We start from the raw sequence: 21,655 nt of genomic DNA, 5'->3' as shown, positions 1-21,655 counted from the left end.
GGGTCGACCCCGACCGCCCCGCTCAGGGCTCGCTCACGCGGAGCACCGGCTTGATACTGCTGCCCTCCTCGGAGTCCTCGACGGCCTGTTGGATCTCCTCGAAGTCGTAGTACGTGACGAGTTCGTCGAAGGGGAACTTCCCCTGTCGGTACAGTTCGATCAGGTCCGGAATGAACTCCTTCGGGTTGCTGTCGCCCTCGACGACGCCCGTGATCGACCGACCGTTCAGAATGAGGTCGTTGACGTCGTAGCTCGCGCGCGTCCCCAGCGCGGGGGCCCCGACGACGGCGAGCGTGCCGCGCTGCGTGAGCGTGTCGACGGCCTGCTCGGCGACGTCGGCGACGCCGGTCGTCTCCACGGCGTAGTCGGGGCCGCCGTCGGTGACCTCTCGGACCGCCTCGACGGCGTCGTCGACGGACTGCGGATTGACGGTCGCCGTCGCACCTAACTCTGCGGCCTTCTCCAGACGGTTCCCCTTGATGTCGATCGAGACGATCTCGGTGCAGCCGACGAGATTGGCCGCCATCACCGCCGAGAGACCGACCGATCCAGCGCCGAACACGGCGATCGACGATCCCGCCTGCGGGTCCAGCGTGTTGATCACCGCACCGGCCCCGGTCTGGACCCCGCATCCCAGCGGGCCGAGGAGTTCGAGCGGAACGTCGTCCTCGACGACGACGACGTTGCGTTCGGTGGCGATCGCGTGCGTCGCGAACGACGACTGTCCGAAGAAGCGGCCGCTGAGCGCTTCGTCACCGCGGGAAAGCGGCGAGGTCCCGTCCTCCGGCCGCCTCCCGCCGAAGTTGTGCGCGAAGAAGTCCTCGCAGTAGGCGGGATGACCGGCGTGGCAGCTCTGGCACTCGTCGTCGTAGTCGAAGCTCAGCACCACGCGGTCGCCCGGTTCGACCTCGGTGACTCCCTCGCCGACCGCCTCCACGACGCCCGACCCCTCGTGGCCGAGCACTGCCGGCAGCGGCGTCGGATACAGCTGGTCTCGGACGATCATATCCGTGTGGCACACGCCGGCACCGACGATCCGAACGAGTACCTCGTTGGCCTGTGGCTCGCTCAACTCGACGCGCTCGATCGTGAACGGTCCTCCCTCCTCATCGATGACGGCGGCTTCGATCTCCATCGATACGTATCAACGAGGCGAAACGCATAAGCGTTCCTTCCGGGTGAGTCGCGGGCTTTCACGACCGGGCGATCGCGCGCGCCGCGGCTTCAACAGTTTCAAGCGCGGCACCGCCGAATCCGTCGGTATGTACGACCGACTCAAGGGCTTTCGGGACTTCTACCCCGAGGAGATGACCCCCAGGCGGCAGGTCATCGACGCGCTGGAAGACGCCGCCGCGCGCTACGGGTTCCGCGAGATATCCACGCCCGCGCTCGAACGGACGGAGATGTACGTCGACAAGAGCGGCGAGGAGATCGTCGAGGAACTGTACGCCTTCGAGGACAAGGGCGGCCGCGAGGTGTCGCTGACGCCGGAACTGACGCCGACGGTCGCGCGGATGGTCGTCGCGAAGCAGCAGGAACTGTCGAAGCCGATCAAGTGGTACTCGACGCGGCCGTTCTGGCGCTTCGAGCAGGTCCAGCAGGGGCGGTTCAGGGAGTTCTACCAGACGAACGTCGACATCTTCGGCTCCGCGGAACCGGAGGCCGACGCGGAGATCCTCGCCTACGCGGCCGATTCGCTCACCGATCTGGGACTCACGGGCGAGGACTTCGAGTTCCGCGTCTCTCACCGCGACATTCTCGGCGGCCTGCTCCGCGCGTTCGACGCCGACGTCGACACCCGCGCGGCGATCCGCGCGGTCGACAAGCGCGCGAAGGTCGAGGAGACGGAGTACCTGGGGCTTCTCTCCGACGCCGGCCTCTCTTACGAGCAGGCCGAGTCGTTCGACGACCTCGTGGCGACGGGCGACCTCGAAGAGATCGCCGACTTCGGCGGGGACGACGTCGCGAGCGCCGTCGAGAACCTCCGCGAGGTGCTCGCGGCCGCCGAGGACTTCGGGGCGCGCGAGTACTGCGAGGTGTCGCTGACGACCGCGCGCGGACTGGATTACTACACGGGCGTCGTCTTCGAGTGCTTCGACTCGACCGGCGAAATCTCCCGCGCCGTGTTCGGCGGCGGCCGCTACGACGACCTCATCGAGAGCTTCGGGGGACAGCCGACCCCCGCCGTCGGCGTCGCCCCCGGCCTCGCGCCGCTCTCGCTGCTCTGTCAGCGCGCCGGCGTGTGGCCCGAAGAGGCGCTCTCGACGGACTACTACGTCCTGACCGTCGGCGACACTCGCGACGTCGCCGCCCGGATCGCCCGCGACCTCCGCGCCGCCGGGAACGTCGTCGAGGTCGACGTCTCGGACCGCAGTTTCGGCGCGCAGATGGGCTACGCCGACAGCGTCAACGCCGAGACGGTCGTGATCGTCGGCGAGCAGGACCTGGCGAACGGCGAGGTGACGGTGAAGGACATGGACTCGGGCGACCAGACGACCGCTCCCGTCGAGGAGTTCCCCGGCGACCGCGCGTCGCCCACGTTCGAGGACCTGGTCTGAACGCGACGGCTCCGGCGGACCGCGCCGGCCGCGACTCGCGCCGCGAACGCGCGGTGATGTTTTACGACTGCTCGCGAATCTACACGTATGTACGACACGATCCTCACGCCCGTCGACGGGAGCGCGCCGAGCGAGGCGGCCGCTGACCACGCGATCCAACTGGCCCGGGACGCCGACGCGACGCTGTCTGTCGTCTCCGTCGTCGACGTCCAGACGCTTTCGGCGGCCAAACTCGATACGGAGGCGCTGCTCGACGGCTACGAGGCCGAGGCCGAACGCCACGTTGCGGCCGTCGCCGAGCGCGCCCGCGAGTCCGGCGTCGACGTCGAAACCGCCGTCGTCCGCGGCACGCCGTACCGGGCCATCGTCGACCGGGCCGCCGACGCCGACCTCGTCGTGATGGGCAGTCACGGTCGCCGTGGCCTCGAACGCTACCTCCTCGGCAGCACGACAGCGCGCGTCCTCAGGCTCTCGCCGGCCCCCGTGCTCGTCCTCCGCGGCGAGGACCGGGACTACCGACCCCCCGAGGCGGACGAACGAGCCGACTCGACCGATGGGTAGCGGCGACGGCGACGGAGGCGGTGTGAGCCGGGATCCCGACCGTCCCGGACGAGTGCGCGCCTTTCGCGTCGCCTACGACGGTCGGCCGTTCCACGGGTTCCAGCGACAGCCGTCCGTTCCGACCGTCGAGGACGCCGTCTTCGACGCGCTCGACGCCCTCGACGTGTTCGACCGAGGAGCGCGAGACCGACCGCGGGGGTACGCCGCCGCCGGTCGAACGGACGCGGGCGTCTCCGCGCTCGCGCAGACGGTCGCGTTCGAATGTCCCGAGTGGTGCTCGCCGCGAGCGCTGAACGGCGAACTGCCGGGGCACGTCCGCGCCTGGGCCGCCGCGGACGCACCCGGCGACTTCCACGCCACGCACGACGCGGTTCGCCGCGAGTACGTCTACGACCTCTACGGGCCGGCGCTCGACGACGAGCGCGCCGCCGAGGCCGCCGCGACGCTCGGCGGGGAACACGACTTCCACAACCTCACGCCCGACGACCGGGGCACGGTTCGCGACGTGTCGATCTCGATCGACCGCGACGGCGACTTCCTGTCGCTGCGCGTCGCCGCCGGCGGCTTCCCGCGGTCGCTCGTCCGTCGACTCGTGTCGGTGATCCGGGGCGTCGCCGGCGGCGATCGGACCGTCGAGAACGTCCGCCGGCTCCTCGGGCCGGAACCGCTCGACGGCCCCGACGGCGTCCCCGCCGCCCCGCCCGGACCGCTCCTGCTCGCGGACGTCGACTACCCGGGGCTCGACTTCGAGCGCGACCCCCGGGGCGTCGAGAGCGCGGTCGAGGTGTTCGACGCCCGGCGGCGCGACGCGCTCGTCCGTTCTCGCGTGACCGGCCGAATCGTCGACGCCGTCGGCGGCGTCGTCGACGATGGGACCGGTCGACGCGACGAGAGCGACGGCCGACCCCGACGACAGTGACGACGGACGCGACGACTGAACACTTATGCGGGCCGTGACCGACCTCGGAGGTATGTCGTCCGCGACCCTCCCGTCGACTGCACAGGCGCACCGCGACGCGGCCTACCGCTTCGCCGTCGGCGCGTTCTACTTCGCCGTCGTCTCGGGCCTCGGCTCGCTCGTCGCGCTGCTCTTCGGTCCATACGGCGTCGTCGTGAGCGTTCTCGTCTCGCTGGTCGGCGTCTACTACGGCGGGATCGAAGTCGCTCGCGGGATCGACCTCCTCGTCCGCCACGCGCTCAGCGAGACGGGCGAACGGCGACCGGGGGCCGCGAGCGATTCCTGATTCGGGCGTCGAGAGTCGCCGACGCGGATGGAATCAGTCGCGATATTTCCCCCGAAATATTATTTTGATTCAATACAAATATCTGACTGATGCCGACATGCGAGAACTGCGGATCGTTCGTTACTGCGGAGTACGTCCGGGTGTTCGCACCGAACGGGATGGACCATCCGCGGGTCTGTCCGAACTGCGAGGACAAGGTTCGCGACGGTGCCGACGTCCGCGAAGCGCGCGCGACGAGACACTGAGACTCCTACCGCGGTGGGATCGAGAGTGAGGGCGGATTTCACGCGGCTTTTACCTCTTGGCGTCGTCTCGACGCTATGAGCCAACTCGACGCGTTTCTCGCGGGCGAGCGTCACGACGACGTCGCGCTGTTTCTGACCGACGAGTACCTCGACAGCCAGGGGAAACTCCCGAAGCTCGGCGAGACGGTCGACTCGGGCTACGTGCTCGTCGTTCCCGGCGACGACGGCCGGCGGGCGTTCGCCGCCGGGACCGGAATGGACGCGATGGAGTTCGCCCGCGGGGCGATGGACTCGCGGGGTCACATCTCCCGCGATCTCGACGGCGGCGAGTGTCCCGAGGCCGGCGCTGCCGACGGCCCCGCGGAGACGGACGCCGCCGACGGCGAAATCTCCGGGGCACACGACGTCGAGTTCATCTTCGCGTTCTCGGAGGCGCAGAACGAGGAAGTCGGCGGACTCTACGCTCGCGGCGCGGTGATCCACGCGTACGCCCATTGCGCCTGCGGCGCGAGTTACTCCGACAAGTGGGTCGTCGGCGAGGAGACCGAGACCGGCGTCCAGCCCGGCGGCTCGGAGCCGATCGAAGGGACCGAATAGGGCGAACAGCCGACAGGGACGATCCCGCGACGGCGTGTCGGGCAACCGCTGACCGGCGCGGGCCGGGTGCTACGTCACGCGGGCTCTGGGCCCGCGATCGTATATAAACGTCAGCCCGAAGAACGCCTCACTCGCTTTCGTCGGACTCGTCTCCGTCCCCCTCGGCTTCGACCTCCGCGGCGACCCGTTCGAACGCTCGGAGGATGACCCGTTTCGCCGTCGCGCCCTGCGTCGTCCAGTGGTGGGCGTAATCCAGCATATCGTCGTAGATGTCCGGCTTGCAGCCCGCGGCTTTCGGGTGGCCGCCGCCGTTGACGTGGCCGGCGACCTCGTGGGCGCGTTCGAACCCCTCGGACCCGCGGATGCTCGCGCTGCCGGCGGGTTTGACGACGACCGCGGCGTCTGCTCCGTCCTGTCGCAACGCTTCGGCGACCTCGTTCTGCGAACAGCGGCCGTAGGTGACGCCGACCGTCCAGGGGCCGACCTGCTTCGTCTCGGCGCGGGAGACGGCCGCCTCGATCAGTTCCTCCTTCTCGACGCGGCGGAGTTCGATGTACTCCTCGACGACTGCGGGGAGGTCGACGCCGAACCGGCCGACGACCGTGACGTACTCCTCGGGGTCCGTCCAGTAGGCGTAGTCCGCGAGGTCGTCGCTCCGGGGATCCTCCTTCAGCCAGAGGTCGTGATCCCGCGTGACCGCCGCGAGTTCGGCCCACCGCTCGTCGAAGTCGTAATCGAGGGACCGCAGCGTCACGTCGACGGTACACTCCTCGTCGGACTCGCCGACGACGAGGTCGACGCCCGCCTCGCGAACCGCCGCCGCGGTCTCGTCGCTCCACTGGTGGTGATCGTACCACGCCACCGACGACGCGATCTCGACGGCGGCCGCGAGTTCCTCGGCGATCCACGCGTACTCGTCGGGACAGAGGTCGCAGACGTAGAGGTCGACCCCTTCCGGAGCGTGCTCGGCGACGTTTTCGAGCGCCTCGTCCAGCGAGTAGGGGCCGGCGCCGACGAGGGCGACGGTCGACGTGGCGCGCTCGTCGTCTTCGTCGTCGTCGTCCGCATTCTCGGAATCGGACTCTTCGGTCGCCCCGTCGCTCCCCCACCGCTCGACGCGCTCGGAGATGTCGTCTTCGAAGGTCGCCCACTCGAGGGTCGCATCGTACAGTTCGCGGATCAGCGCGACGCATCCGAGGCCGTCGGCGTCGGTGTCGGCGACGACGACCGCCTCCGCGCCGTCGACGGCTTCCGCGACGCGTTCCTCGGTTCGATCCTCGTCGAGCGAGTCGGGGTAGAAGAAGCCCGTCCCGGGGAGTTGCGACTTCCGGGAAAGCGAGAGGCTCGCGCTGTCGATGAGTTCGTCTTCCATAGCCGGACCGACGGGGGCCCGCGTGAAAACCGCCGTGGTTCCGTACTCGCTGGAGCCTCCGCGGTCGGATCCGATCGGCGGTCGGGACGGCTCAGGCCGTCTCCGGCGTCCCAGTCAGCTCCGCTTCACCCTCGTCCTCGGCGAGCTGGCGGACGGTCAACACCGGGATCGGACACGTCCTGACAACGCGCTCGGCCACCGATCCGAGGAGGAACCGGTTCTCTCCGTGCCGTCCGCGGGTGCCCATCACGACGACGTCGGCGTCGACGCCGCGGGCGTACTCGTCGATCTCCGACTCCGGTCGCCCCTCCTCGACCGCGGCGACGACGTCCCGATCGGTCGATCCACGGACCTCGTCGATCGCCTCTTCGCCCCGTTCGACCAGCGCGTCTTCCATCTCGTCGCGGAGGCGTTCCGGCGAGGACGCCACGTCGCCCTCGTCGACCACGTACAGGCAGTGCACTTCGGCGTCGAAGCGGTCCGCGAGATCGAGCGCCACGTCGACGGCTCGCCTGACGCTCTCGGAGCCGTCCGTCGCGATGACGATCGTCTCGAACATAGCCGTTCGTTCGCTTCGGTCCGGGATAAATCCCGTCGGGTTCGTTCGCTTCGCTCACTCCGCGGCGCAGTTACGCTGCTGGCGAATATGAGTCCGTTCGTCGAACGAACGCCCGTCGACGCTGTTACCGGGATCCCCGAACCAGTCGTCGATTCGACCACTGTGAAGCGCTGCGTCTGGCTATCCGAGCGGGTATCGATCGGAAATCCTCGAAATCCGAGCGGTTGAACGGACGGCAGTCATACATTTACCATATTTTATAATGTACAATAATGTACTATCAAATGGATGCCGTTCAGGGTAACCCGCCGCGACCTGCTCGTGACCGCGGGGGCCGTGAGCGGCGGCGTCATCGCGGCCACCCAGTATTCAACCGAGACTGGAGCCCAGTCCGCTGACGCCGTCACGATCGACCGTACGCTCGGTGACGAGGTGTTCCTTCCTCCCATACCGGATGCCACCGTCACTGGAACGTCGACGTTCAATCCGGGAGCGGAGTTTACCGTGAGGATCGAGTCCACTGGAGCCACTCCCCTCCTCTTGACGAGCGAAACGGCGGTAACCGACGCTGGAATCTGGTCGGCGAGCTTCGACCTCTCTGGATTCGATGAGGGGCTCGAATTCGTGATAGTGGTGAGCTACCAGAACGAACCGCTTGCCAGGGCACCGGGCGTCGTTCGAACGGTGACGGCGTCGCTCGAGTTCGACGATCAGATTGCGCAGGCGTCTGGGACGATCGTCTCTCTCGAAGCCGTCTCGCTGGAAGTCGGCGGGTTCGTCTCGGTCCACGAGGGAACCGCCGAGGGACCGATCATCGGCGTGAGTCGGTTCCTGGAGCCGGATCAAACCTACTCGCAACTCGAAGTCTCACTCGACCGAGGAATCAGCGGCCGAACGACGCTGGTGGCGACGCCACACCTCGACACCGACCGCGACCGGACCTTCGACCCGTCTCGGGATCAACCCTACACTGCCGACGGTGAGCGAGTTATCGACGAGGCGATCGTTCGGGACGCCACATCACCGTCCACGACGACAGAAGCGGTCGAGCCGACGCAGACGAGTGAGGGACCGACGCGGACGACAGCGCCGCCGACACTACCCGACACGCCGGAAAGAGACGGTGCGGAGCCCCCGATGGACATCGTTGTGGGAGGGGCCGGTGGGGTCCTCGGGACGGTGTTTCTCCGGGAAGTTCGGAAACGATGGAATGATAACAATAACGATAATCACCCGCCGGACGCCAAGATCTGGTATTCCCCGTCGGAACCGGAGCCGGGAAGGCCGATCGTCTTCGATGGACGGCGATCCTCCGACCCCGATCCGGGTGATCTGATCACCAATTATCACTGGTCGATCGACGGCGACGACGAGGTCACGCCGCGGTTCGTCCACTCGTTCGCCAAAGCCGACGAGTACGACGTCACGCTGACGGTCACGGATCGTCAGCAAACTACCGACACCAAAACCGAGACGGTCACGGTCGAATCCCACAAGGGCGAACTCGTGCTCGGTCGGATCAACCCCGATTCGCCGGGCGACGACCACACGAACCCCGAACAGGAGTATCTGTCATTCGAGAACGCGGGTGACGAACCCCTCGATCTCGAGGGCTGGACGATCTCTGACGCTGCGGAGGAAGCGGGTCGCGTGCGAGCGGGTGAACACGCCTTTACCTTCGATCCGGGCTTCCATCTCGAACCCGGCACCACGGTCACGGTTCACACCGGACCTGAACCGGGCGAAGGAGAGCAGTTCGAAGATTCGGAAACGGAAAGACACCTCTTCTGGGGGAAGTCCCGAGCCGTTTGGAACAACGACGCGGACGTCATCGTCGTCGCTGACGACCGGGAGAATCCGGTTCTGGCGACACGGTATGAGCGAACCGAAGACGGCTCGTACGAACTCGAAGACCTCGATATGGAGGTCTTCGAGGACTGGTTCCCAACTGTCGTTCTCAGTGCGCGAGACGATGCTCCCCCGGTGGACGTCAGCGTGGACGAGGGACTTCTCCGATCGTGGGCGAACGGCCTCGTCGCCTTCTTGGTTGGGGCCTTTCTACTTCGAGGACCCGGTGAATTCCTCTGGTCTTGGTCTTTCATCACCGCGTTCCTTCTCTCGTTTTCAGCGACGTGGGCCGTCTCGACGGGGAACGGCTTCGTCGAACCGTCGATCGATCCGCTCGCCCTCGTTGGCGTGACTCTGCCGGCAGCGGGAATGATGGCCGTCGGTGGAGTCATATGGCTCGTCTGGAAGGCGGTGTCCAAGATACGCGATTGGCTCACGTGACTCTCCGGTAACGGACCCAGTCGGATTCCTGACGCGAGGTCGAAGAACTGCTGTAGACGGCCTTCTACGGAGTCGATGACCGAACTGGGTGGCAGTCGGATCGGACGACGGCGTTCGTCGTGAAACCCCACTTCCGAGTTTGTCGCGTGCTCCGACTTCGCCACGCGCAATCTCCATCTCCCTTTGCCACCTGTTCGCGAGGCATCCCGTCCTCGCGCGCGAGTTGCGACGACCCCTTCACCGCCGAACCGCCTCACTTTCGCGCCCCTGCAGTCGGCGTAGCGGTTCGCGGATCGTCCCCTCCTCGGTCCGCTCGGCGAGCTCGACGCTCACCCACGCGACGACGATTCCGGCGACGACGTCGGTCGCCCAATGGATGCCGAGATACATCGTCGAGACGGTGATCGAGACCGCAAGCGCCGTCGCGACCGGAAGCCAGCGGGCATACACCGCGCGGAACCGGTACGCGAGGAGCGCGACCGTCGCAGACAGCGAGGCGTGCAGCGACGGGAACACGTTCGTGTTCACGTTGACCTGTTGAACGAGCAACTGCGACTGCGGCCAACTCGCGTACAGCAGCGGTTCGACCAGTTCCGGCATAAAGTTCCGCGGGCCGTACGCGACGAACAGGACGTAGCAGAGGAGGCCGATCCCGTAGTTGAGGATGTACGCGCGAAACAGCACTCGCAGCGGTCGAGCCCGTTCGCAGATCGCGTACGCGAGCACGGGGAACGTCAGGAGGAACGTGTAGCCGAACACGTACACGAACCCGAAGTACGCCGTCAGCGCCGGGTGTGCGAAGCGCTGGATCGTCGCGACGAACTGCGATTCGAGCAGGTAGATGTTCCCGGTCAGGTTGATCCCGATGAGCCACGACAGCTCGACCCCGACGTCGCGGACGACCTTGTTGACGGCGAGGACGGCGGCGAGGGCGCCGAGGGTGGGCGCGACCGCGGTCAGATTCGATCGGATCCGATCGACCAGCGAGACGAGTCCGCGACTCCGCCGTCGACCGCTCCGCTCGACCACGAACAGCATCGCGAGTAGATGACCGGCAACCACCACGAGACCGAGCTGGAACACCACGTCGGCGAGTGCCATTATGTCATCCTCACGAGTTTCTCCGCTTCGTACTGGAATCCGGCGTTTCGAAACTCCGATCTGACCTGCGGGATGTTCAGTTCGCCCTCCGTCCCGAGGAACGGCGTCACCGGATCGGTCCCGTCCCACCGGAGATCGTCCGGCACCCACTCGGTCCCTTCGAGAAGGCTCACTGCGGGACGCGCGTAGCCGTTGAACACGTCGGCGGCGATGTGTGAGCGGTCCACCAGACGCGCGAGAGTGTGCCTGAACCGCGGGTTCGTGAGCGGTGGAATCTGCGTGTTGTAGCCGACGATGTACGGTGCCGCCGACCGGTTTACGAGGAGTTCGAGCCCGCCCGTGCGACCGATACGGGGCACCGTGTCCGCGCCGACGGGCGTGCCGGTCACGTCGGCATCGCCCTCGGCGACGACGCCGACGGCGGCGTCGTCGGACCCGACCACCTGTATCTCCAAGCGATCGAATTCTGGCGGACCGACCACCTCCCGCTCGCCCGCATCCCTTTCGTCGAAGAGGAAGTGGTTCCCCGTGGTCTCGAGGACTAGCGATTCCCGAGGCGTGTTCTGTACGAACCGGAGCGGTCCGCTTCCGACGGGTGGGATGTTGTTCGTCACGAGCGCCTCCGTCGCACTCCCGACTTCGATCCCGCTGATCGAGGCCGGACCCGTCCGCGCCTGCCAGACGTGCTTCGGCAGGATCGGCACGGTGAACGCACGCGTCGCCACTCGGGGAGAACAGTCGCGGAACCGGAAGACTGCGACGTCCGACTCCGCGGCCTGGACGTCCTCGACGAGTCCGCTTCGACCCTGAAACCGGGGGGCGGGCACCCGCGTCTCCGCCGCCGTCTCACCGTCCTGTCCTTCCGAGGAACCGAGCGACGTGTCCGCCAGCAGCGCGTAGGTGAAGGCGATGTCCTCGGCCGTCAGCGGTTCTCCGTCGTGCCACGTCTGTCCCGAACGCAACCGCACCGCTGCTCGGGGGTCGTCGCCGGTCTCGGAGAACGCCCAGGACGCTGCGAGCCACGGTGTCGTCCCTTCGGAGGTGACCCGCCCGAGGGAGTCGTACAACAGGCCAGTCAGCACGCCGGACCGTCGATACTCCACGGAGAGCGGATTCAGGTTCTCCGTCGCACGACGATCGGTCCCGACCACCCTGAGGACCGCCTCTTCGTCGCCCGCGTTCGCCTCGTTCGTCTCAGACGGGCCTTCGCCACCCCGTTTAAGCGTCAGATAGCCCTGCGGTGCTCTGAGGTTCGCGCTCCGCCAGTTCGTGTAGTTCGCCCGCCGTGCGGCCCGGATCTCGTCGGGGAACCCGATAACGGTGAACGGCTGTGACCGAGCGATCGATCGCTGTAACTCGGCGACGATTTCTCGCCTCCGCTCGCCGGTCGCGCGTCGCTGTCGCTCCAGCCACTCGTCGACGTCGAGATCTGTGTATCCGAAGGGGTTTTGCCTCCCACGAGCGTCGGCGAACCGCGAGTGCAACAGTGGATAGAAGATATCTGGATCCCGCTGGATCGTCGCCGTCCGGATCAGAAAGATGTCGAAGTCCTTGCTCAAGAGCACCTGGCGGAGGAGTTCTTCCTCCGACACCGGAACCACCTGCGCGTCGATGCCGGCCGCCTGGTACCACGACGTGAGTGCCCGCGCCGTGTGGAGGGCGTACGGGTCCGCGTCGGCGGGGAGGGTCTTGATCCGGAGTGAGACGCGCTCCATCGACTCCCACCCCGCGATCGAACGGGCGCGACGGAGACAGCCGCCGACGCTCGCTGCCGCTCCCGCTCCGAGCGCTCCGAGCATCTCCCGGCGTCGAACCCCGCACCCCTTCGACGACTCCGCCATATCTTTTTGATAGCCGCACGACGGTAATAGCGCTTGGGTCGCCGCGCCCACAGCGTCTATCACACTAGGTGACCGGTAGTGGTATGGTCCCCTCACGTCGAACCAGCCGCGGACGCTGCGCCCACTCGCCGTCCTCTCGGTGGCCGCGCTCGCTCGGGAAGACGTCCGGATCGAACGGACGAACGACCAGGTGACCGGCGACCCGGGCGTCGACAGGCGCTTCCGAGCGGTGATCGATCACCGATCGTGGATCCTCGCGCACAGGCCGAACTCGGAGCACCAGTTCGATTCGAACAGCTATGAACTCGAAGCCACCTGATCCGGCGTCCGATCGTCGGGCCCGCTCGCTGTCCGCCCGCGCTCGGGCCGTCGCCGACGACGTGCGAAGGGCCGTCCCGTTCGACGCCCGCGATCGACCCTGGTGCGTACTCGCCCTCCTCCCCGGTGTCGTCGCCGTCGCGGTCTACCTGGCGACGAATCCCTACCCCGCGTACGGCGCGGGGCTGTACGCGAAGATATCGGCCGAGATCGTCGTCAACGGGTACGCGCTCCCAGTGCGAATCCCAGGGTACACCGCCGACGGGATCCCGTTCGCCTACCCGCCGCTGCAGTTCTACCTGTACGCCGCGCTCCTCGACCTCGGCTTCGATCCGGTCGCGGTCTCCAGGTTCCTTCCCAGCGTCGGGTTCGTGGCCGCGCTGCTCCCGGTCTATCTGCTCGGTCGCGACGTCGCTGACTCGCGGCCGGCGGGGACGGCGGCGGTCGGGCTGGTGGCGCTGAACCCGCAGCTCCTGGAGTGGCACCTCTCGGCCGGTGGCGTCGTCCGCGCGTTCGGGTTCTGCTACGCGATGGTCGCGATCTACGCCGGATACCAGCTGTTCGCGCGGGACGGAGCGGTTCGTGCCTCATCGCCGACATCGCGGCGCGGTGCGATCGGCCTCGGTGGGGTCGCGTTCGGCCTGACGGTGCTCACGCACCCGGTGTACTCGCTTTTCGTCGTCGCGAGCCATCTCCTCTTCTGGCTCCTCTCTGACCGGTCGGCGTCGGGATTCCTGTCGGGACTGGCTGTCGGTCTCGGCGGTGCGCTGCTCGCGTCGCCGTGGTTAGCGTGGGCGCTCACGACCCACGGGGTCGGCGTCTTCACCGCGGCGTCGGGAACCCACGGCGGCGTCGGCGGCGGCGCCAACGCGCTCGCGGGGTCGGTCTCGCCGGGAATCGTCCTCGCGCTCGTGCCCGCGGTCTATCTGGTAATTCGTCGCGAGTACCTCCTCCCCGTCTGGCTGGTCCTCGTCGAACTGCTGTTCGAACAGCCCCGGTTCGCCTACACGGTGGTCGCAGTGCTCGTCCCCACGGTCGTCGTGACGCTCCTGCGCGCTCGGGACGCCGAGCCCGACTGGGTTCGTCGCCGAAACTTGGTCTCTCCCGGCGTGGACGACGACGGCAACGAGGTGAACCACGACGGCGACGACGCGACCGGCGTCGGTATGGATCGCCGCGCGGCGGCGGCCGCGGCCGTGATCCTCCTGGGAACGCTCGTCGGCGGCGGGTATTTCGCCTACGAAGCGACGCTCGTGACCGATCCCTCCACGCCGGAGTTCCTGGACGCCGAGTCGGCCGAGGCGATGGAGTGGATTGCGACGGAAACCGATCCCGACGCGCGGTTCGTCGTGATCGGCGACGCCGCCGAGTGGCTCCCCGCGCTGACCGACCGAACGCTGCTCGTCGGCCACTGGGGCGTCGAGTGGGTGGACGCGGAGACCTTCGCGCGGCAGGCCGCGGCGTACGAGTCGCTTTCGAGGTGTCAGAGCGCCGACTGCGTCGAGCGCACTGCGGCCCGGGTCGAGACCGAGCGACCGACGCACGTCTACGTGCCGAAGGGGCAGTACACGATCCGCGGGGAGCACGCCGCGCAGTCCGGCCGGCTCGAACGGTCGTTCGAGCGGGCCGACGGCTGGAGACGCGTCTACGAGAACGACGGCGTCGTGATCTACCGCGCAGCCGAGGGCGGGACGACCTGAGTCGGCCTGCGTACGGTGGCCGAGGCCGCGCGCGATCACACCATTCCGAGGAGCGTCCCGACGAGCATCGCAAGCCACAGGATCGCACCGCCCCCGGCGATCCGACGATTCGCGTCGGCGACGCCGAACGCGAACAGGCCGAGAACCCCGATCAGCGCCGTCCGATGGAGGACGAGCCGAACCGGGACCACTCGCACGCCGATCGCGCCGAAATCGAGGACGAACGCGGCTCCCAACCCGGCGGCGGCGAGGAGGGAGATCCGCATCGATGGCCGGTTTCGAGCCAGGAGTGCGGTGACGACGAGCGGTCCGATCGCCAACAGCGGATAGAGAATTCCCGCGAACACTTTCGGATTCGTCGCCGGCGACAGCCCCTCCGCGGCGATCCCGACCGACCGAACGCCGAGAACGATCGCGACGAGTGCCAGCGGGAGCGCGGTGTCTCTGAGGTCCCGTCGTCGAACCGGTGGCACCGCGGCGGCCAGAACGGCCGCTGCGGGGACGACGCCGAGCAGCGTCAGCTTCGCCGCGTCAGCGGCACCGACGGCGGACATCGCGGCCGACTCCGTCGCGGACGAGAGCCTGATCACCGAGATCCAGCCGTCGCTACCGCCGCCCTCGTAGCCGTGGTAGGCTCGGCTGACGTCGTCGACGAACGGTTCGTCGCGGAGGTCGCGCTCGACGGTTCGGCTCCCCTCCGCGACGCCGGTGACCGTGTGGCGCAACCGGAACCAGTCCCAGTACTCGGCGTGCGCCTGCAGCGCTGTCCAGTCGCTGGACGGACCGGGATACGCGCGAATGTGCGTCCGGCTGCCGAGATACGTTCCGGTCGCGAGTTGGTAGTCGGGCTCGACCCACTCGCCGGCGCCGCGGCTGTCGGCCACGTAGGTGTAGCGTGCGGCCCCGCGCGCGGACCGCCAGGGTGAGATCGACCCCGAGTCGTCGAACTGTGAGATCGATTCGTCGAGCTGTGACACCGACTCGTCGAGCCTCTGATCGTTCTCTGCGGGGGTCCATTCCAGTTCGGACCGGTCAGTGAGCACGGTTCGGACCGCCTCCGGCGTCCCGACGACAACGACGTTCAGCGCGAGCGTCCGCCCCTCGACCGAGCGGCTTCGGCTCGTGTACGGCCAGACGTAGCCCTCTCTCTCGCTCGGCTGGAGCAGCCGTTCCGGCGCCGGATCTTCGCCGTTCGCGACTCCCCCGGGGCCGACGAACGCGCTCCCCAGCGCACCGGCGACGACGAGGAGGACGAACGCGAGTGGCCAGCGATACCGCACGGCTATCCATCACCCGTGAGAATAATTAGCGTGTCGCTCCGCCCGACTGGGCGACGGTCCCGCCCCGGACCGAATGCGGAATTGGCGAGCAGTCGGCACACCGCCGGCCGGCCGATCAGCCTCGTCGTCCCGCTGACGGCCGTGATCCCCCGTCGCCGTGCCGAACGACCGCGTTTCGACGCGGGGCGCGTCTCACGTCACGGCGGGGCTGGCCTCCCGATCGGTGATAAACCCTCGCCGGCCGCGACTCCCGAGGGTGCCACGGCCGCCCGATGCGGCCGGTTCGACCCGGCCGTCGTCGAAGTGAGGATTTTTGCCGTCGGGCGTTGCAGGTGCGGGTATGACCGAACGCCGACCGCTGTCCGTCGACCTCGTGCTCGCCCCGGTGGACGCGAGCGACGAGTCGGCCGACGCGGTAGCGTACGCCGCTGCGATCGCTTCAAAGTACGACGCGACGGTCCACGTCGTTCACGTGCTGGGCGAGGAAGTCGTTCGAGAGATCGAGAACGGCGTCGTCGACGACGCGCAGGTCGCCGCCGACGGCGAGGCGATTATGGAGGCGGCCGAGCGGATCGCCGCCGAACACGACGTCCCGCTGTCGACCTCCGTCGCGTACGGCTTCTCGACGAAGATGAAGCTCAGACACCCCGGGAGCGTCGTCCTCGACACCGCCGAGGAACTCGACGCCGACTTCCTCGTCGTTCCCCGCGAGCCGGTTTCGGGCGATCCGGGCGAAGTGCTCGCGAAGGCCGCAGAATACGTGCTCCTGTACGCGAGCCAGCCGGTGCTGTCGGTCTGATTTCGGGCTCCGCGAGGGGCGCTCCGACGGCTCCGTCCGCCTAGCCGCCCTCGTCGCTGCCGTCCGTCAGCCGGATCGCCATCTCCATCTCGAAGCTCTCCGAGTCGCTGACCTCGAAGCCGATCTTCTTGTAGAGTCCCACGGCGGGCTGGTTCCACCGTTCGACCGTGAGCCACACCTTCTCGACGCCCGACTCTACGCCGTAGCCGAGCAGCACCTCCAACAGATGCGTTCCGATCCCGGCCTCCTGGTACGCCTGCAACACGAAAATCGCGAGCTCGTAGGCGTCGCCGTCGGGGACGAGCGTCGCGTGTCCGGCGGCCGTCTCGCCGTCCCACGCGATGACGTTCAGACACGTCTCACAGAAGATGTTGTCGAGCCACTCGCGGATGCGTCGCTCGTCGCTCGGCGGAATCCCCTGGGCGCGGTCGGCCGGATCGAACTCGTCGTACATCGACGCGAGCGCCTCGTACTCCGCGTCGCCCCCGTCGTGTGCACGGATCTCGATCTCGCGACCCTCTCGGTCCTCGAACCGCCGCGGGGGGCCGTCGAACGGTCCGGCGACCTGGTCGGGGAACCGTCGATCTCGGCTCATCGGATGAGTGAGACGCTGACGTGAGAGTTCAACAGAACGAACTCCGCGGTGCTGCCGAGCTGGATCTTCCCCATCGGGCTCGTCGTCCCGCCGCTGAGCGCGATCCGATCGAAGCCCTCCGATTCGGCGATGTCGACGAGTTCGCTGCCGGGATCGCCCTCGACGGAACGGATCTCGGCGTCGACGCCGCCGGCGTCGAGTGCGTCCCTGACGTCAGCTTCGACGTCGTCGACGGACCGGTCCGTCCCGCCCTCGTCGAGGATGGCCACCGTGAGTTCGTCGCCCGCCTCGCGCGCCCGCTTGATCGTCCGTTCCAGCGCCCGGAGGGAGTCGTCCGAGCCGCCGACACCCAAGAGGATTCTCATATGCCCGGATGTCACCGCCGGAGTAGAAAAATCGTCGGGTGTGGTACTACTCCGACTCCGGTCGTCCGGATTCGTCCGCTCCGACCGTGACGTCGTGGACCGTCAGGTCGTCGTCGAACGTGAGCGTGATCTCGTCGTCGTCGTAGGCGTAGGTGACGGCGACGCGCCAGGGATCCTCGGAGTGGACGACGTACTCGGGAAACTCCAGCGGCAGATTCACCGGGTTGTGTTCGCGAATGTCCAGGCCGCGCTCGTGACAGAAGGCGACGACCGCCGGGTGCAGGTAGCCCGGGAATTCGATCGTCGTGTTGATAAACCATCGACAGACCTCGCAGGTGAACGTGATCGCGGGGTCCTCGCCCTGCGACTCGGTGGGGACCGCCTCCGTGTGGCGGTAATCGATCCGCGTCGTCACGTCGCCGCCGCAGTACGGACAGAACCCCTGCGTCATCGCGAAGTTGTCCATCCAGAACCGCTGTCGGTACGCGTCCGACATCGACTCCCGGTCCCCCGGATCGAACGCACTCGGTTGGACCGGGTTGACGCCGATGATCTCGTCGCACGCCTCGCACTCGCCGTACATCCGCTGGTCCTCGTAGCGGACCGACAGCGGCTCGCCGCAGTCGTCGTGCGTGAGGTCGATCGTCAGGGGCCCGATGTCCGGCGCTCGACTCAGGACACCGGAGCGGACGAACTGGTAGACTCGCAGCCCGCGGAGCGTCAAGCGATACCCCTCGTCGGTCCGCTCGACGTACTCCTGCTCGCGGAGCTTATCGAGGTGGTAGGTCAACTGTCCGCTGTCGGTCACGCCGACCGCGTCCAGTAGCTCGGAGAACCGGCGCGTGCCGTACGCGCCGTCTCGAACGGTCGCTCCGAGGTCGACGACGATTCGAAGCCGCGTCTCGTTGGCAACCGCCTTCAGCGCTTCGTCGTCGAGTTCGACGTGAGCGGTCGGCTCTTCTGTCACACAGTCGAATATTTCATCGAGAATGAAAACCGTACTGGCATCGGCACCGTAGACGCCCCGGACTGTGACCGCAACTGCTCGGCGATCGGGCCCGGTAACAGACGCGTCTGCCACCCGGTGCAGAGGCACCAACACCGGGTGGCGATTCGCCGAGTTGACACCCCGGCATCGGAATCAACCACCTCCCGACGGAAATAAACGCGGTGAAATTTCTTTCACCAGCGCCGCGGAACAGGGCCCGTCACCCGCCCGGATCGACGACAAATCTGTCGACAGAACGCTTTTTGACGTCGGCGCGACACGCGCCAGTATGGACGACGACTCGGTTGAGGGCAGCGACGACGACCCGGGCGAGGACGGCGACGACGGGTTCGGGGACGCCGGCCCCGCGAGCGACGACCCCGCGGAGACGACCGCCGCCGCCGACCCCGAGTCCGAACCCGCCGCCGACGGTTCCGAAACCCCGGCCGACGTTCGGAAGTACGCCCGGTTCAAGAAGGTCGACGGCGCGCAGTACGACCGCGTCAACGACTTCCTGCGCGACCGAACGTACATCACCGCGCGGGAGTGGGCCATCGCCCGACTGTGTGCGGACTTCCGGACGGAGACCGGCGTCGAGATGACCAAGATCGGCGAGAACCTCCCGGAACTCGTGCCGTTTATGACCGATACGTACACGCCGCAGGCCGTCAATCAGGCGCGGTCCTCGTTCGAGGACAAGATCCGGAAGTCGGGAGCGACGTTCCTCTACGGGGCGATGTCGGGGTTCTTCACCGCCGAGGAACTCGACGAACTGATGTACGAGGTGACGGAGATCGCGAAGTTCCTCCTCGAAGTCGAGGGCGTCGACCTCTCCGTCGAGGAGGAGATGGAGACCGAAGAGCGGATCTCCAGCGTGATGCGGGAGGTCAGAGAGGCGAGCGCGGATCTCCGCGCGGAGGAACTGGCCGACGAGGAGGGGATCGGCTCAGACGCGGATCCCGACGACGATTGAGAAGAACTGTCGTACTGTCGGCTCTCTCTTCTGAGGTCCGGTCGGGTCTCGACACCACAAGGGTTATTCCCGCATAGATAAACGATTAATTATGAAAATTAACGAGCTGTCCGACTTTCTCGACGACGAACTCGAGTATCCGATCGACCACGACGAGATGGTCGAACGAATCGGAGACGTCGAAGTCGGGACGCCCGCTGATCAAAAGAGCAACACTGTTTCGACGATCGTTAACGCCGTCGGTCAGGAGACGTACGGCTCGGCCGACGAGTTGTACAAAACGATCATCGGTAACGTGAGCGACGAGTACATCGGTCGCAAGTTCTACGACGACAGGGGAAGCAACCCCGCCGAGGGCGAGTCGGGCCCCACGGACGACGCCAACGTCTCTTTTTGATGCCTCCGGCTCGCCGCCGAACCGCGCTTCTCGATTGATCGGCTTCGACATAGCATTCCAGCGGTGGCGACGTGGAAGCATCCAACTGTCTCGAACGTGAGAGACTAGCTATGGACGTCACCGTGTACGGACCGCTCCGGAGCGCGACCGGCGGCAAACGCGTCAGCGTCGACTTCGAGGGAGGCACCGTTCGCGACGCCGTCGACGCGGTCGTCGCCGCGTACCCGCGCGCCGAGGGGCACCTGTTCGGCGCCGACGGGCGGCTCGCAGCCAGCGTCCGCCTCGCGGTCGACGGGACCGCCGCCGATCCCGACGATCCGTGCCCGGCCGACGCGTCGCTTCGGATCCACCCCGCGATGCGCGGCGGCTGATCCGCCGTCGCGACAGGACCTCGGCCGCGCTGCCTTCTCAGACCCTCCTGTCTTCTCAGAGTCCGTACTGTTCGCGCACGAGGTGCGCCACTCCGCGGTCGTCGAGGACGTCCATCGGCGCGAGCATCGTGAGTTGCACGACGCCCGGGAGTCGGCCGATCTCGACGCCGCCGGTGAACGTACAGCGGGTGCGGACCTCGCCCTCGCTCATCCCGAGGAGGTCGCCGGCGCGGTCGAAGGCGTTGTCGGTAGCGTCGTTGACGGTCGCGCCCGACCCGATCACCTGGATTGGCCCCATATCGGTCTCGACGTCGACGCCGTACTCTGCGCCGAGCTCACGGCCGCGCGCTTTGTCCTCGTCCGTGTACGGTTTGCTGATGTGCGAGAGGTCGTCCTCGTTGGGAAGGAGGAGCGGGCCCCCGATGTCGAGGTCTTTGATGAGTTCGACCTCGAACTCGGTGTGTCCGCTGACGTCCGTGGTGTGTAAGGCGAGTTCGCCGTCGCCCTGGTTGGCGTGCATATCGCCGACGTAGATGCCGCCGCCGTCGACTTTCACCGGACAGATCAGGATCGCACCCTCCCGAACCGCGTTGATGTCCATGTGGCCGTCGGTGCGGGCGTCGAGTTCGTCTTCGCTGTCGAGCCCCCAGTCGTGCTCGGCCCCGATGAGGAACTGTCCGAAGTCGCCGGCGTTGTGCGAGTCCGGGAGTTCGATCGGCGGCGTCGTCCCGATGTTCCCGACGAACGGCCGCAGGTGGCCGAGCGTGCCGGGCATCTCCGAGGGTTCGTACAGGAGAATCGGGTGCTGCCGCGAGTTCTCGGGGAGCGCGCTCGCCTCCTCCGCGCGCTCTGCGAGGCCGTGGGCTGCGTCCTCGTCGACCGTGATCCCGACCTCGTAGTCGTCGTCGAAAACGGTCGTGATGCCGTACTCGAAGGCGAACGACGAGGCGTTCGCGCCGCATTCGGCACACCGGATCGACTCCTCGCCCGTCCCCTCGACGACGCTCTCGGGCCACGCCGCGCCGCACTCGGGACACTTGTGATCGACGAAGGGGTCGTCGCCGAAGGCTCCCTCTCGTTCGTCCATCGACCCGGTGCTCGTCGCGACGCTCGTCACCTCGACGTCACGGATCTTGATCGCGACGGCGTCGCCGACTTCCGCGCCCTCGACGGCGATGGGTTTGGTGACCTCGTGGCCGCCGCGGAACTTCGGCGTGATCATCGGCCCCCAGCACGCGGGCGGGGTGTGCGTGCGGACGGTGCCGCCGTCGGCGACGGTGCCGGCCCACTCCTGGTCCGGGCCGACCAGCCCGAGCGTGTACTCGTCGACGTGGAGTTCGGAAACGACTTGCTGAGACATCGTAAATCATCTTTCGTTTGAAATTGGTTAAGCGTTCGCGTGGAACCGCGTCGCCGTGGGAGTGGGCCGCGCCGCGCGTACGTCGCTGTCGGAAAGAGCGCCCCGATCGACGGCGTCAAACGGTCGGCTCCGCTACTCCCCA

Annotated in this window: 23 protein-coding genes; 12 read left to right on the top strand and 11 right to left on the bottom strand. The window is 67.3% G+C overall.

Annotated elements, in window-relative coordinates; all coding sequences use genetic code 11:
- Positions 1 to 22 precede the first annotated feature (22 nt).
- Positions 23 to 1,135 carry an NAD(P)-dependent alcohol dehydrogenase gene (locus NO360_RS14315; RefSeq protein ID WP_256308473.1) on the bottom strand — a complete coding sequence of 371 codons (1,113 nt, stop codon included), beginning with the start codon at positions 1,133 to 1,135 and terminating at the stop codon, positions 23 to 25.
- A gap of 127 nt (positions 1,136 to 1,262) precedes the next feature.
- On the opposite strand from NO360_RS14315, the gene hisS reads away from it, so the two are divergent.
- The 6 genes from hisS (at position 1,263) to NO360_RS14285 (ending at position 5,205) form a co-directional block, all read left to right on the top strand.
- Positions 1,263 to 2,558, top strand: coding sequence for a histidine--tRNA ligase (hisS, locus tag NO360_RS14310; protein ID WP_256308472.1), 1,296 nt, complete (start codon positions 1,263 to 1,265; stop codon positions 2,556 to 2,558).
- Positions 2,559 to 2,645: 87 nt separating this feature from the next.
- A complete protein-coding gene (locus tag NO360_RS14305) occupies positions 2,646 to 3,119 on the top strand; it encodes a universal stress protein (protein WP_256308471.1) in 474 nt (157 codons plus the stop codon).
- A gap of 52 nt (positions 3,120 to 3,171) precedes the next feature.
- A complete protein-coding gene (gene truA, locus NO360_RS14300; RefSeq protein ID WP_256308545.1) occupies positions 3,172 to 4,038 on the top strand; it encodes a tRNA pseudouridine(38-40) synthase TruA in 867 nt (288 codons plus the stop codon).
- A 52-nt stretch (positions 4,039 to 4,090) separates the two neighbouring features.
- A complete protein-coding gene (locus NO360_RS14295) occupies positions 4,091 to 4,363 on the top strand; it encodes a hypothetical protein (RefSeq protein WP_256308469.1) in 273 nt (90 codons plus the stop codon).
- Between the two features lie 89 nt (positions 4,364 to 4,452).
- The gene (locus NO360_RS14290; protein WP_256308468.1) at positions 4,453 to 4,608 is read left to right on the top strand and encodes a DUF7563 family protein; all 156 of its coding nucleotides are present in this window, start codon (positions 4,453 to 4,455) and stop codon (positions 4,606 to 4,608) included.
- A 75-nt stretch (positions 4,609 to 4,683) separates the two neighbouring features.
- Positions 4,684 to 5,205 (top strand): DUF5807 family protein, encoded by a 522-nt coding sequence (locus NO360_RS14285; RefSeq protein ID WP_256308467.1) that lies wholly within the window; start codon positions 4,684 to 4,686, stop codon positions 5,203 to 5,205.
- 127 nt (positions 5,206 to 5,332) lie between these two features.
- Here the strand turns inward: NO360_RS14285 and NO360_RS14280 are convergent, their stop codons facing one another.
- Both NO360_RS14280 and NO360_RS14275 read right to left on the bottom strand, forming a co-directional pair.
- Positions 5,333 to 6,577, bottom strand: a complete 1,245-nt coding sequence (locus NO360_RS14280; protein WP_256308466.1) for a DHH family phosphoesterase — start codon at positions 6,575 to 6,577, stop codon at positions 5,333 to 5,335.
- Between the two features lie 91 nt (positions 6,578 to 6,668).
- Entirely contained in the window at positions 6,669 to 7,136 is a 468-nt protein-coding gene (locus NO360_RS14275) for a universal stress protein (RefSeq protein WP_256308465.1), read from the bottom strand.
- A 288-nt stretch (positions 7,137 to 7,424) separates the two neighbouring features.
- Between NO360_RS14275 and NO360_RS14270 the strand changes: the two genes are divergently transcribed.
- Positions 7,425 to 9,425 (top strand): DUF7282 domain-containing protein, encoded by a 2,001-nt coding sequence (locus NO360_RS14270; RefSeq protein ID WP_256308464.1) that lies wholly within the window; start codon positions 7,425 to 7,427, stop codon positions 9,423 to 9,425.
- Positions 9,426 to 9,662: 237 nt separating this feature from the next.
- Here the strand turns inward: NO360_RS14270 and NO360_RS14265 are convergent, their stop codons facing one another.
- The 3 genes from NO360_RS14265 to NO360_RS14255 all read right to left on the bottom strand — a co-directional run bounded on the left by NO360_RS14265 (position 9,663) and on the right by NO360_RS14255 (position 12,629).
- Positions 9,663 to 10,526 carry a phosphatase PAP2 family protein gene (locus NO360_RS14265; protein WP_256308463.1) on the bottom strand — a complete coding sequence of 288 codons (864 nt, stop codon included), beginning with the start codon at positions 10,524 to 10,526 and terminating at the stop codon, positions 9,663 to 9,665.
- Positions 10,526 to 12,367, bottom strand: coding sequence for an ABC transporter substrate-binding protein (locus NO360_RS14260; RefSeq protein WP_256308462.1), 1,842 nt, complete (start codon positions 12,365 to 12,367; stop codon positions 10,526 to 10,528). Before NO360_RS14260 ends, NO360_RS14265 begins: the two co-directional genes overlap by 1 nt.
- 64 nt (positions 12,368 to 12,431) lie before the next feature.
- On the bottom strand, positions 12,432 to 12,629 hold the full coding sequence (locus NO360_RS14255) for a hypothetical protein (RefSeq protein WP_256308461.1): 198 nt from the start codon (positions 12,627 to 12,629) through the stop codon (positions 12,432 to 12,434).
- A gap of 37 nt (positions 12,630 to 12,666) precedes the next feature.
- On the opposite strand from NO360_RS14255, the gene NO360_RS14250 reads away from it, so the two are divergent.
- A complete protein-coding gene (locus NO360_RS14250; protein WP_256308460.1) occupies positions 12,667 to 14,385 on the top strand; it encodes a hypothetical protein in 1,719 nt (572 codons plus the stop codon).
- Between the two features lie 35 nt (positions 14,386 to 14,420).
- Here the strand turns inward: NO360_RS14250 and NO360_RS14245 are convergent, their stop codons facing one another.
- Positions 14,421 to 15,665, bottom strand: coding sequence for a hypothetical protein (locus NO360_RS14245; RefSeq protein WP_256308459.1), 1,245 nt, complete (start codon positions 15,663 to 15,665; stop codon positions 14,421 to 14,423).
- A 340-nt stretch (positions 15,666 to 16,005) separates the two neighbouring features.
- Between NO360_RS14245 and NO360_RS14240 the strand changes: the two genes are divergently transcribed.
- Positions 16,006 to 16,464: a universal stress protein gene (locus NO360_RS14240; RefSeq protein WP_256308458.1), complete on the top strand. Its 459-nt coding sequence runs from the start codon at positions 16,006 to 16,008 to the stop codon at positions 16,462 to 16,464.
- Between the two features lie 40 nt (positions 16,465 to 16,504).
- On the opposite strand, the gene NO360_RS14235 is transcribed toward NO360_RS14240, so the two are convergent.
- From NO360_RS14235 to NO360_RS14225, 3 genes are read right to left on the bottom strand one after another with little or no spacing between them, the layout of a single operon-like run.
- Entirely contained in the window at positions 16,505 to 17,059 is a 555-nt protein-coding gene (locus tag NO360_RS14235) for a GNAT family N-acetyltransferase (RefSeq protein WP_256308457.1), read from the bottom strand.
- A complete protein-coding gene (locus NO360_RS14230) occupies positions 17,056 to 17,424 on the bottom strand; it encodes a universal stress protein (RefSeq protein ID WP_256308456.1) in 369 nt (122 codons plus the stop codon). The genes NO360_RS14235 and NO360_RS14230 overlap by 4 nt, the downstream gene beginning before the upstream one ends.
- Before the next feature lie 46 nt (positions 17,425 to 17,470).
- Positions 17,471 to 18,391, bottom strand: coding sequence for a winged helix-turn-helix domain-containing protein (locus NO360_RS14225; RefSeq protein ID WP_256308455.1), 921 nt, complete (start codon positions 18,389 to 18,391; stop codon positions 17,471 to 17,473).
- A 310-nt stretch (positions 18,392 to 18,701) separates the two neighbouring features.
- On the opposite strand from NO360_RS14225, the gene NO360_RS14220 reads away from it, so the two are divergent.
- From NO360_RS14220 to NO360_RS14210, 3 genes are all read left to right on the top strand, one after another.
- Positions 18,702 to 19,385: a DUF5806 family protein gene (locus tag NO360_RS14220; RefSeq protein WP_305149172.1), complete on the top strand. Its 684-nt coding sequence runs from the start codon at positions 18,702 to 18,704 to the stop codon at positions 19,383 to 19,385.
- A 91-nt stretch (positions 19,386 to 19,476) separates the two neighbouring features.
- Positions 19,477 to 19,782 carry a DUF5789 family protein gene (locus NO360_RS14215; RefSeq protein WP_256308454.1) on the top strand — a complete coding sequence of 102 codons (306 nt, stop codon included), beginning with the start codon at positions 19,477 to 19,479 and terminating at the stop codon, positions 19,780 to 19,782.
- Positions 19,783 to 19,892: 110 nt separating this feature from the next.
- Positions 19,893 to 20,153, top strand: a complete 261-nt coding sequence (locus NO360_RS14210; RefSeq protein ID WP_256308453.1) for a MoaD/ThiS family protein — start codon at positions 19,893 to 19,895, stop codon at positions 20,151 to 20,153.
- 55 nt (positions 20,154 to 20,208) lie between these two features.
- On the opposite strand, the gene NO360_RS14205 is transcribed toward NO360_RS14210, so the two are convergent.
- Complete coding sequence (locus tag NO360_RS14205; protein ID WP_256308452.1) at positions 20,209 to 21,513, bottom strand: acetamidase/formamidase family protein; 1,305 nt, start codon at positions 21,511 to 21,513, stop codon at positions 20,209 to 20,211.
- Positions 21,514 to 21,655: the final 142 nt, after the last annotated feature.

It is taken from the genome of Halobellus litoreus (assembly GCF_024464595.1).
Classification (GTDB): domain Archaea; phylum Halobacteriota; class Halobacteria; order Halobacteriales; family Haloferacaceae; genus Haloquadratum; species Haloquadratum litoreum.
The sequence above is the reverse complement of the archived record's forward strand: the minus strand, read 5'-3'. Positions and strand labels throughout refer to the sequence as shown.

Coding starts and splice junctions, on each gene's coding strand:
- NO360_RS14250 (WP_256308460.1), top strand. CDS start 12,667: ATGAACTCGAAGCCACCTGATCCGGCGTCCGATCGTCGGGCCCGCTCG.
- NO360_RS14230 (WP_256308456.1), bottom strand. CDS start 17,424: ATGAGAATCCTCTTGGGTGTCGGCGGCTCGGACGACTCCCTCCGGGCG.
- NO360_RS14220 (WP_305149172.1), top strand. CDS start 18,702: ATGGACGACGACTCGGTTGAGGGCAGCGACGACGACCCGGGCGAGGAC.
- NO360_RS14260 (WP_256308462.1), bottom strand. CDS start 12,367: ATGGCGGAGTCGTCGAAGGGGTGCGGGGTTCGACGCCGGGAGATGCTC.
- NO360_RS14270 (WP_256308464.1), top strand. CDS start 7,425: ATGCCGTTCAGGGTAACCCGCCGCGACCTGCTCGTGACCGCGGGGGCC.
- NO360_RS14315 (WP_256308473.1), bottom strand. CDS start 1,135: ATGGAGATCGAAGCCGCCGTCATCGATGAGGAGGGAGGACCGTTCACG.
- NO360_RS14290 (WP_256308468.1), top strand. CDS start 4,453: ATGCCGACATGCGAGAACTGCGGATCGTTCGTTACTGCGGAGTACGTC.
- NO360_RS14240 (WP_256308458.1), top strand. CDS start 16,006: ATGACCGAACGCCGACCGCTGTCCGTCGACCTCGTGCTCGCCCCGGTG.
- NO360_RS14235 (WP_256308457.1), bottom strand. CDS start 17,059: ATGAGCCGAGATCGACGGTTCCCCGACCAGGTCGCCGGACCGTTCGAC.
- NO360_RS14275 (WP_256308465.1), bottom strand. CDS start 7,136: ATGTTCGAGACGATCGTCATCGCGACGGACGGCTCCGAGAGCGTCAGG.
- NO360_RS14205 (WP_256308452.1), bottom strand. CDS start 21,513: ATGTCTCAGCAAGTCGTTTCCGAACTCCACGTCGACGAGTACACGCTC.
- hisS (WP_256308472.1), top strand. CDS start 1,263: ATGTACGACCGACTCAAGGGCTTTCGGGACTTCTACCCCGAGGAGATG.
- NO360_RS14210 (WP_256308453.1), top strand. CDS start 19,893: ATGGACGTCACCGTGTACGGACCGCTCCGGAGCGCGACCGGCGGCAAA.
- NO360_RS14280 (WP_256308466.1), bottom strand. CDS start 6,577: ATGGAAGACGAACTCATCGACAGCGCGAGCCTCTCGCTTTCCCGGAAG.
- NO360_RS14265 (WP_256308463.1), bottom strand. CDS start 10,526: ATGGCACTCGCCGACGTGGTGTTCCAGCTCGGTCTCGTGGTGGTTGCC.
- NO360_RS14285 (WP_256308467.1), top strand. CDS start 4,684: ATGAGCCAACTCGACGCGTTTCTCGCGGGCGAGCGTCACGACGACGTC.
- NO360_RS14295 (WP_256308469.1), top strand. CDS start 4,091: ATGTCGTCCGCGACCCTCCCGTCGACTGCACAGGCGCACCGCGACGCG.
- NO360_RS14215 (WP_256308454.1), top strand. CDS start 19,477: ATGAAAATTAACGAGCTGTCCGACTTTCTCGACGACGAACTCGAGTAT.
- NO360_RS14305 (WP_256308471.1), top strand. CDS start 2,646: ATGTACGACACGATCCTCACGCCCGTCGACGGGAGCGCGCCGAGCGAG.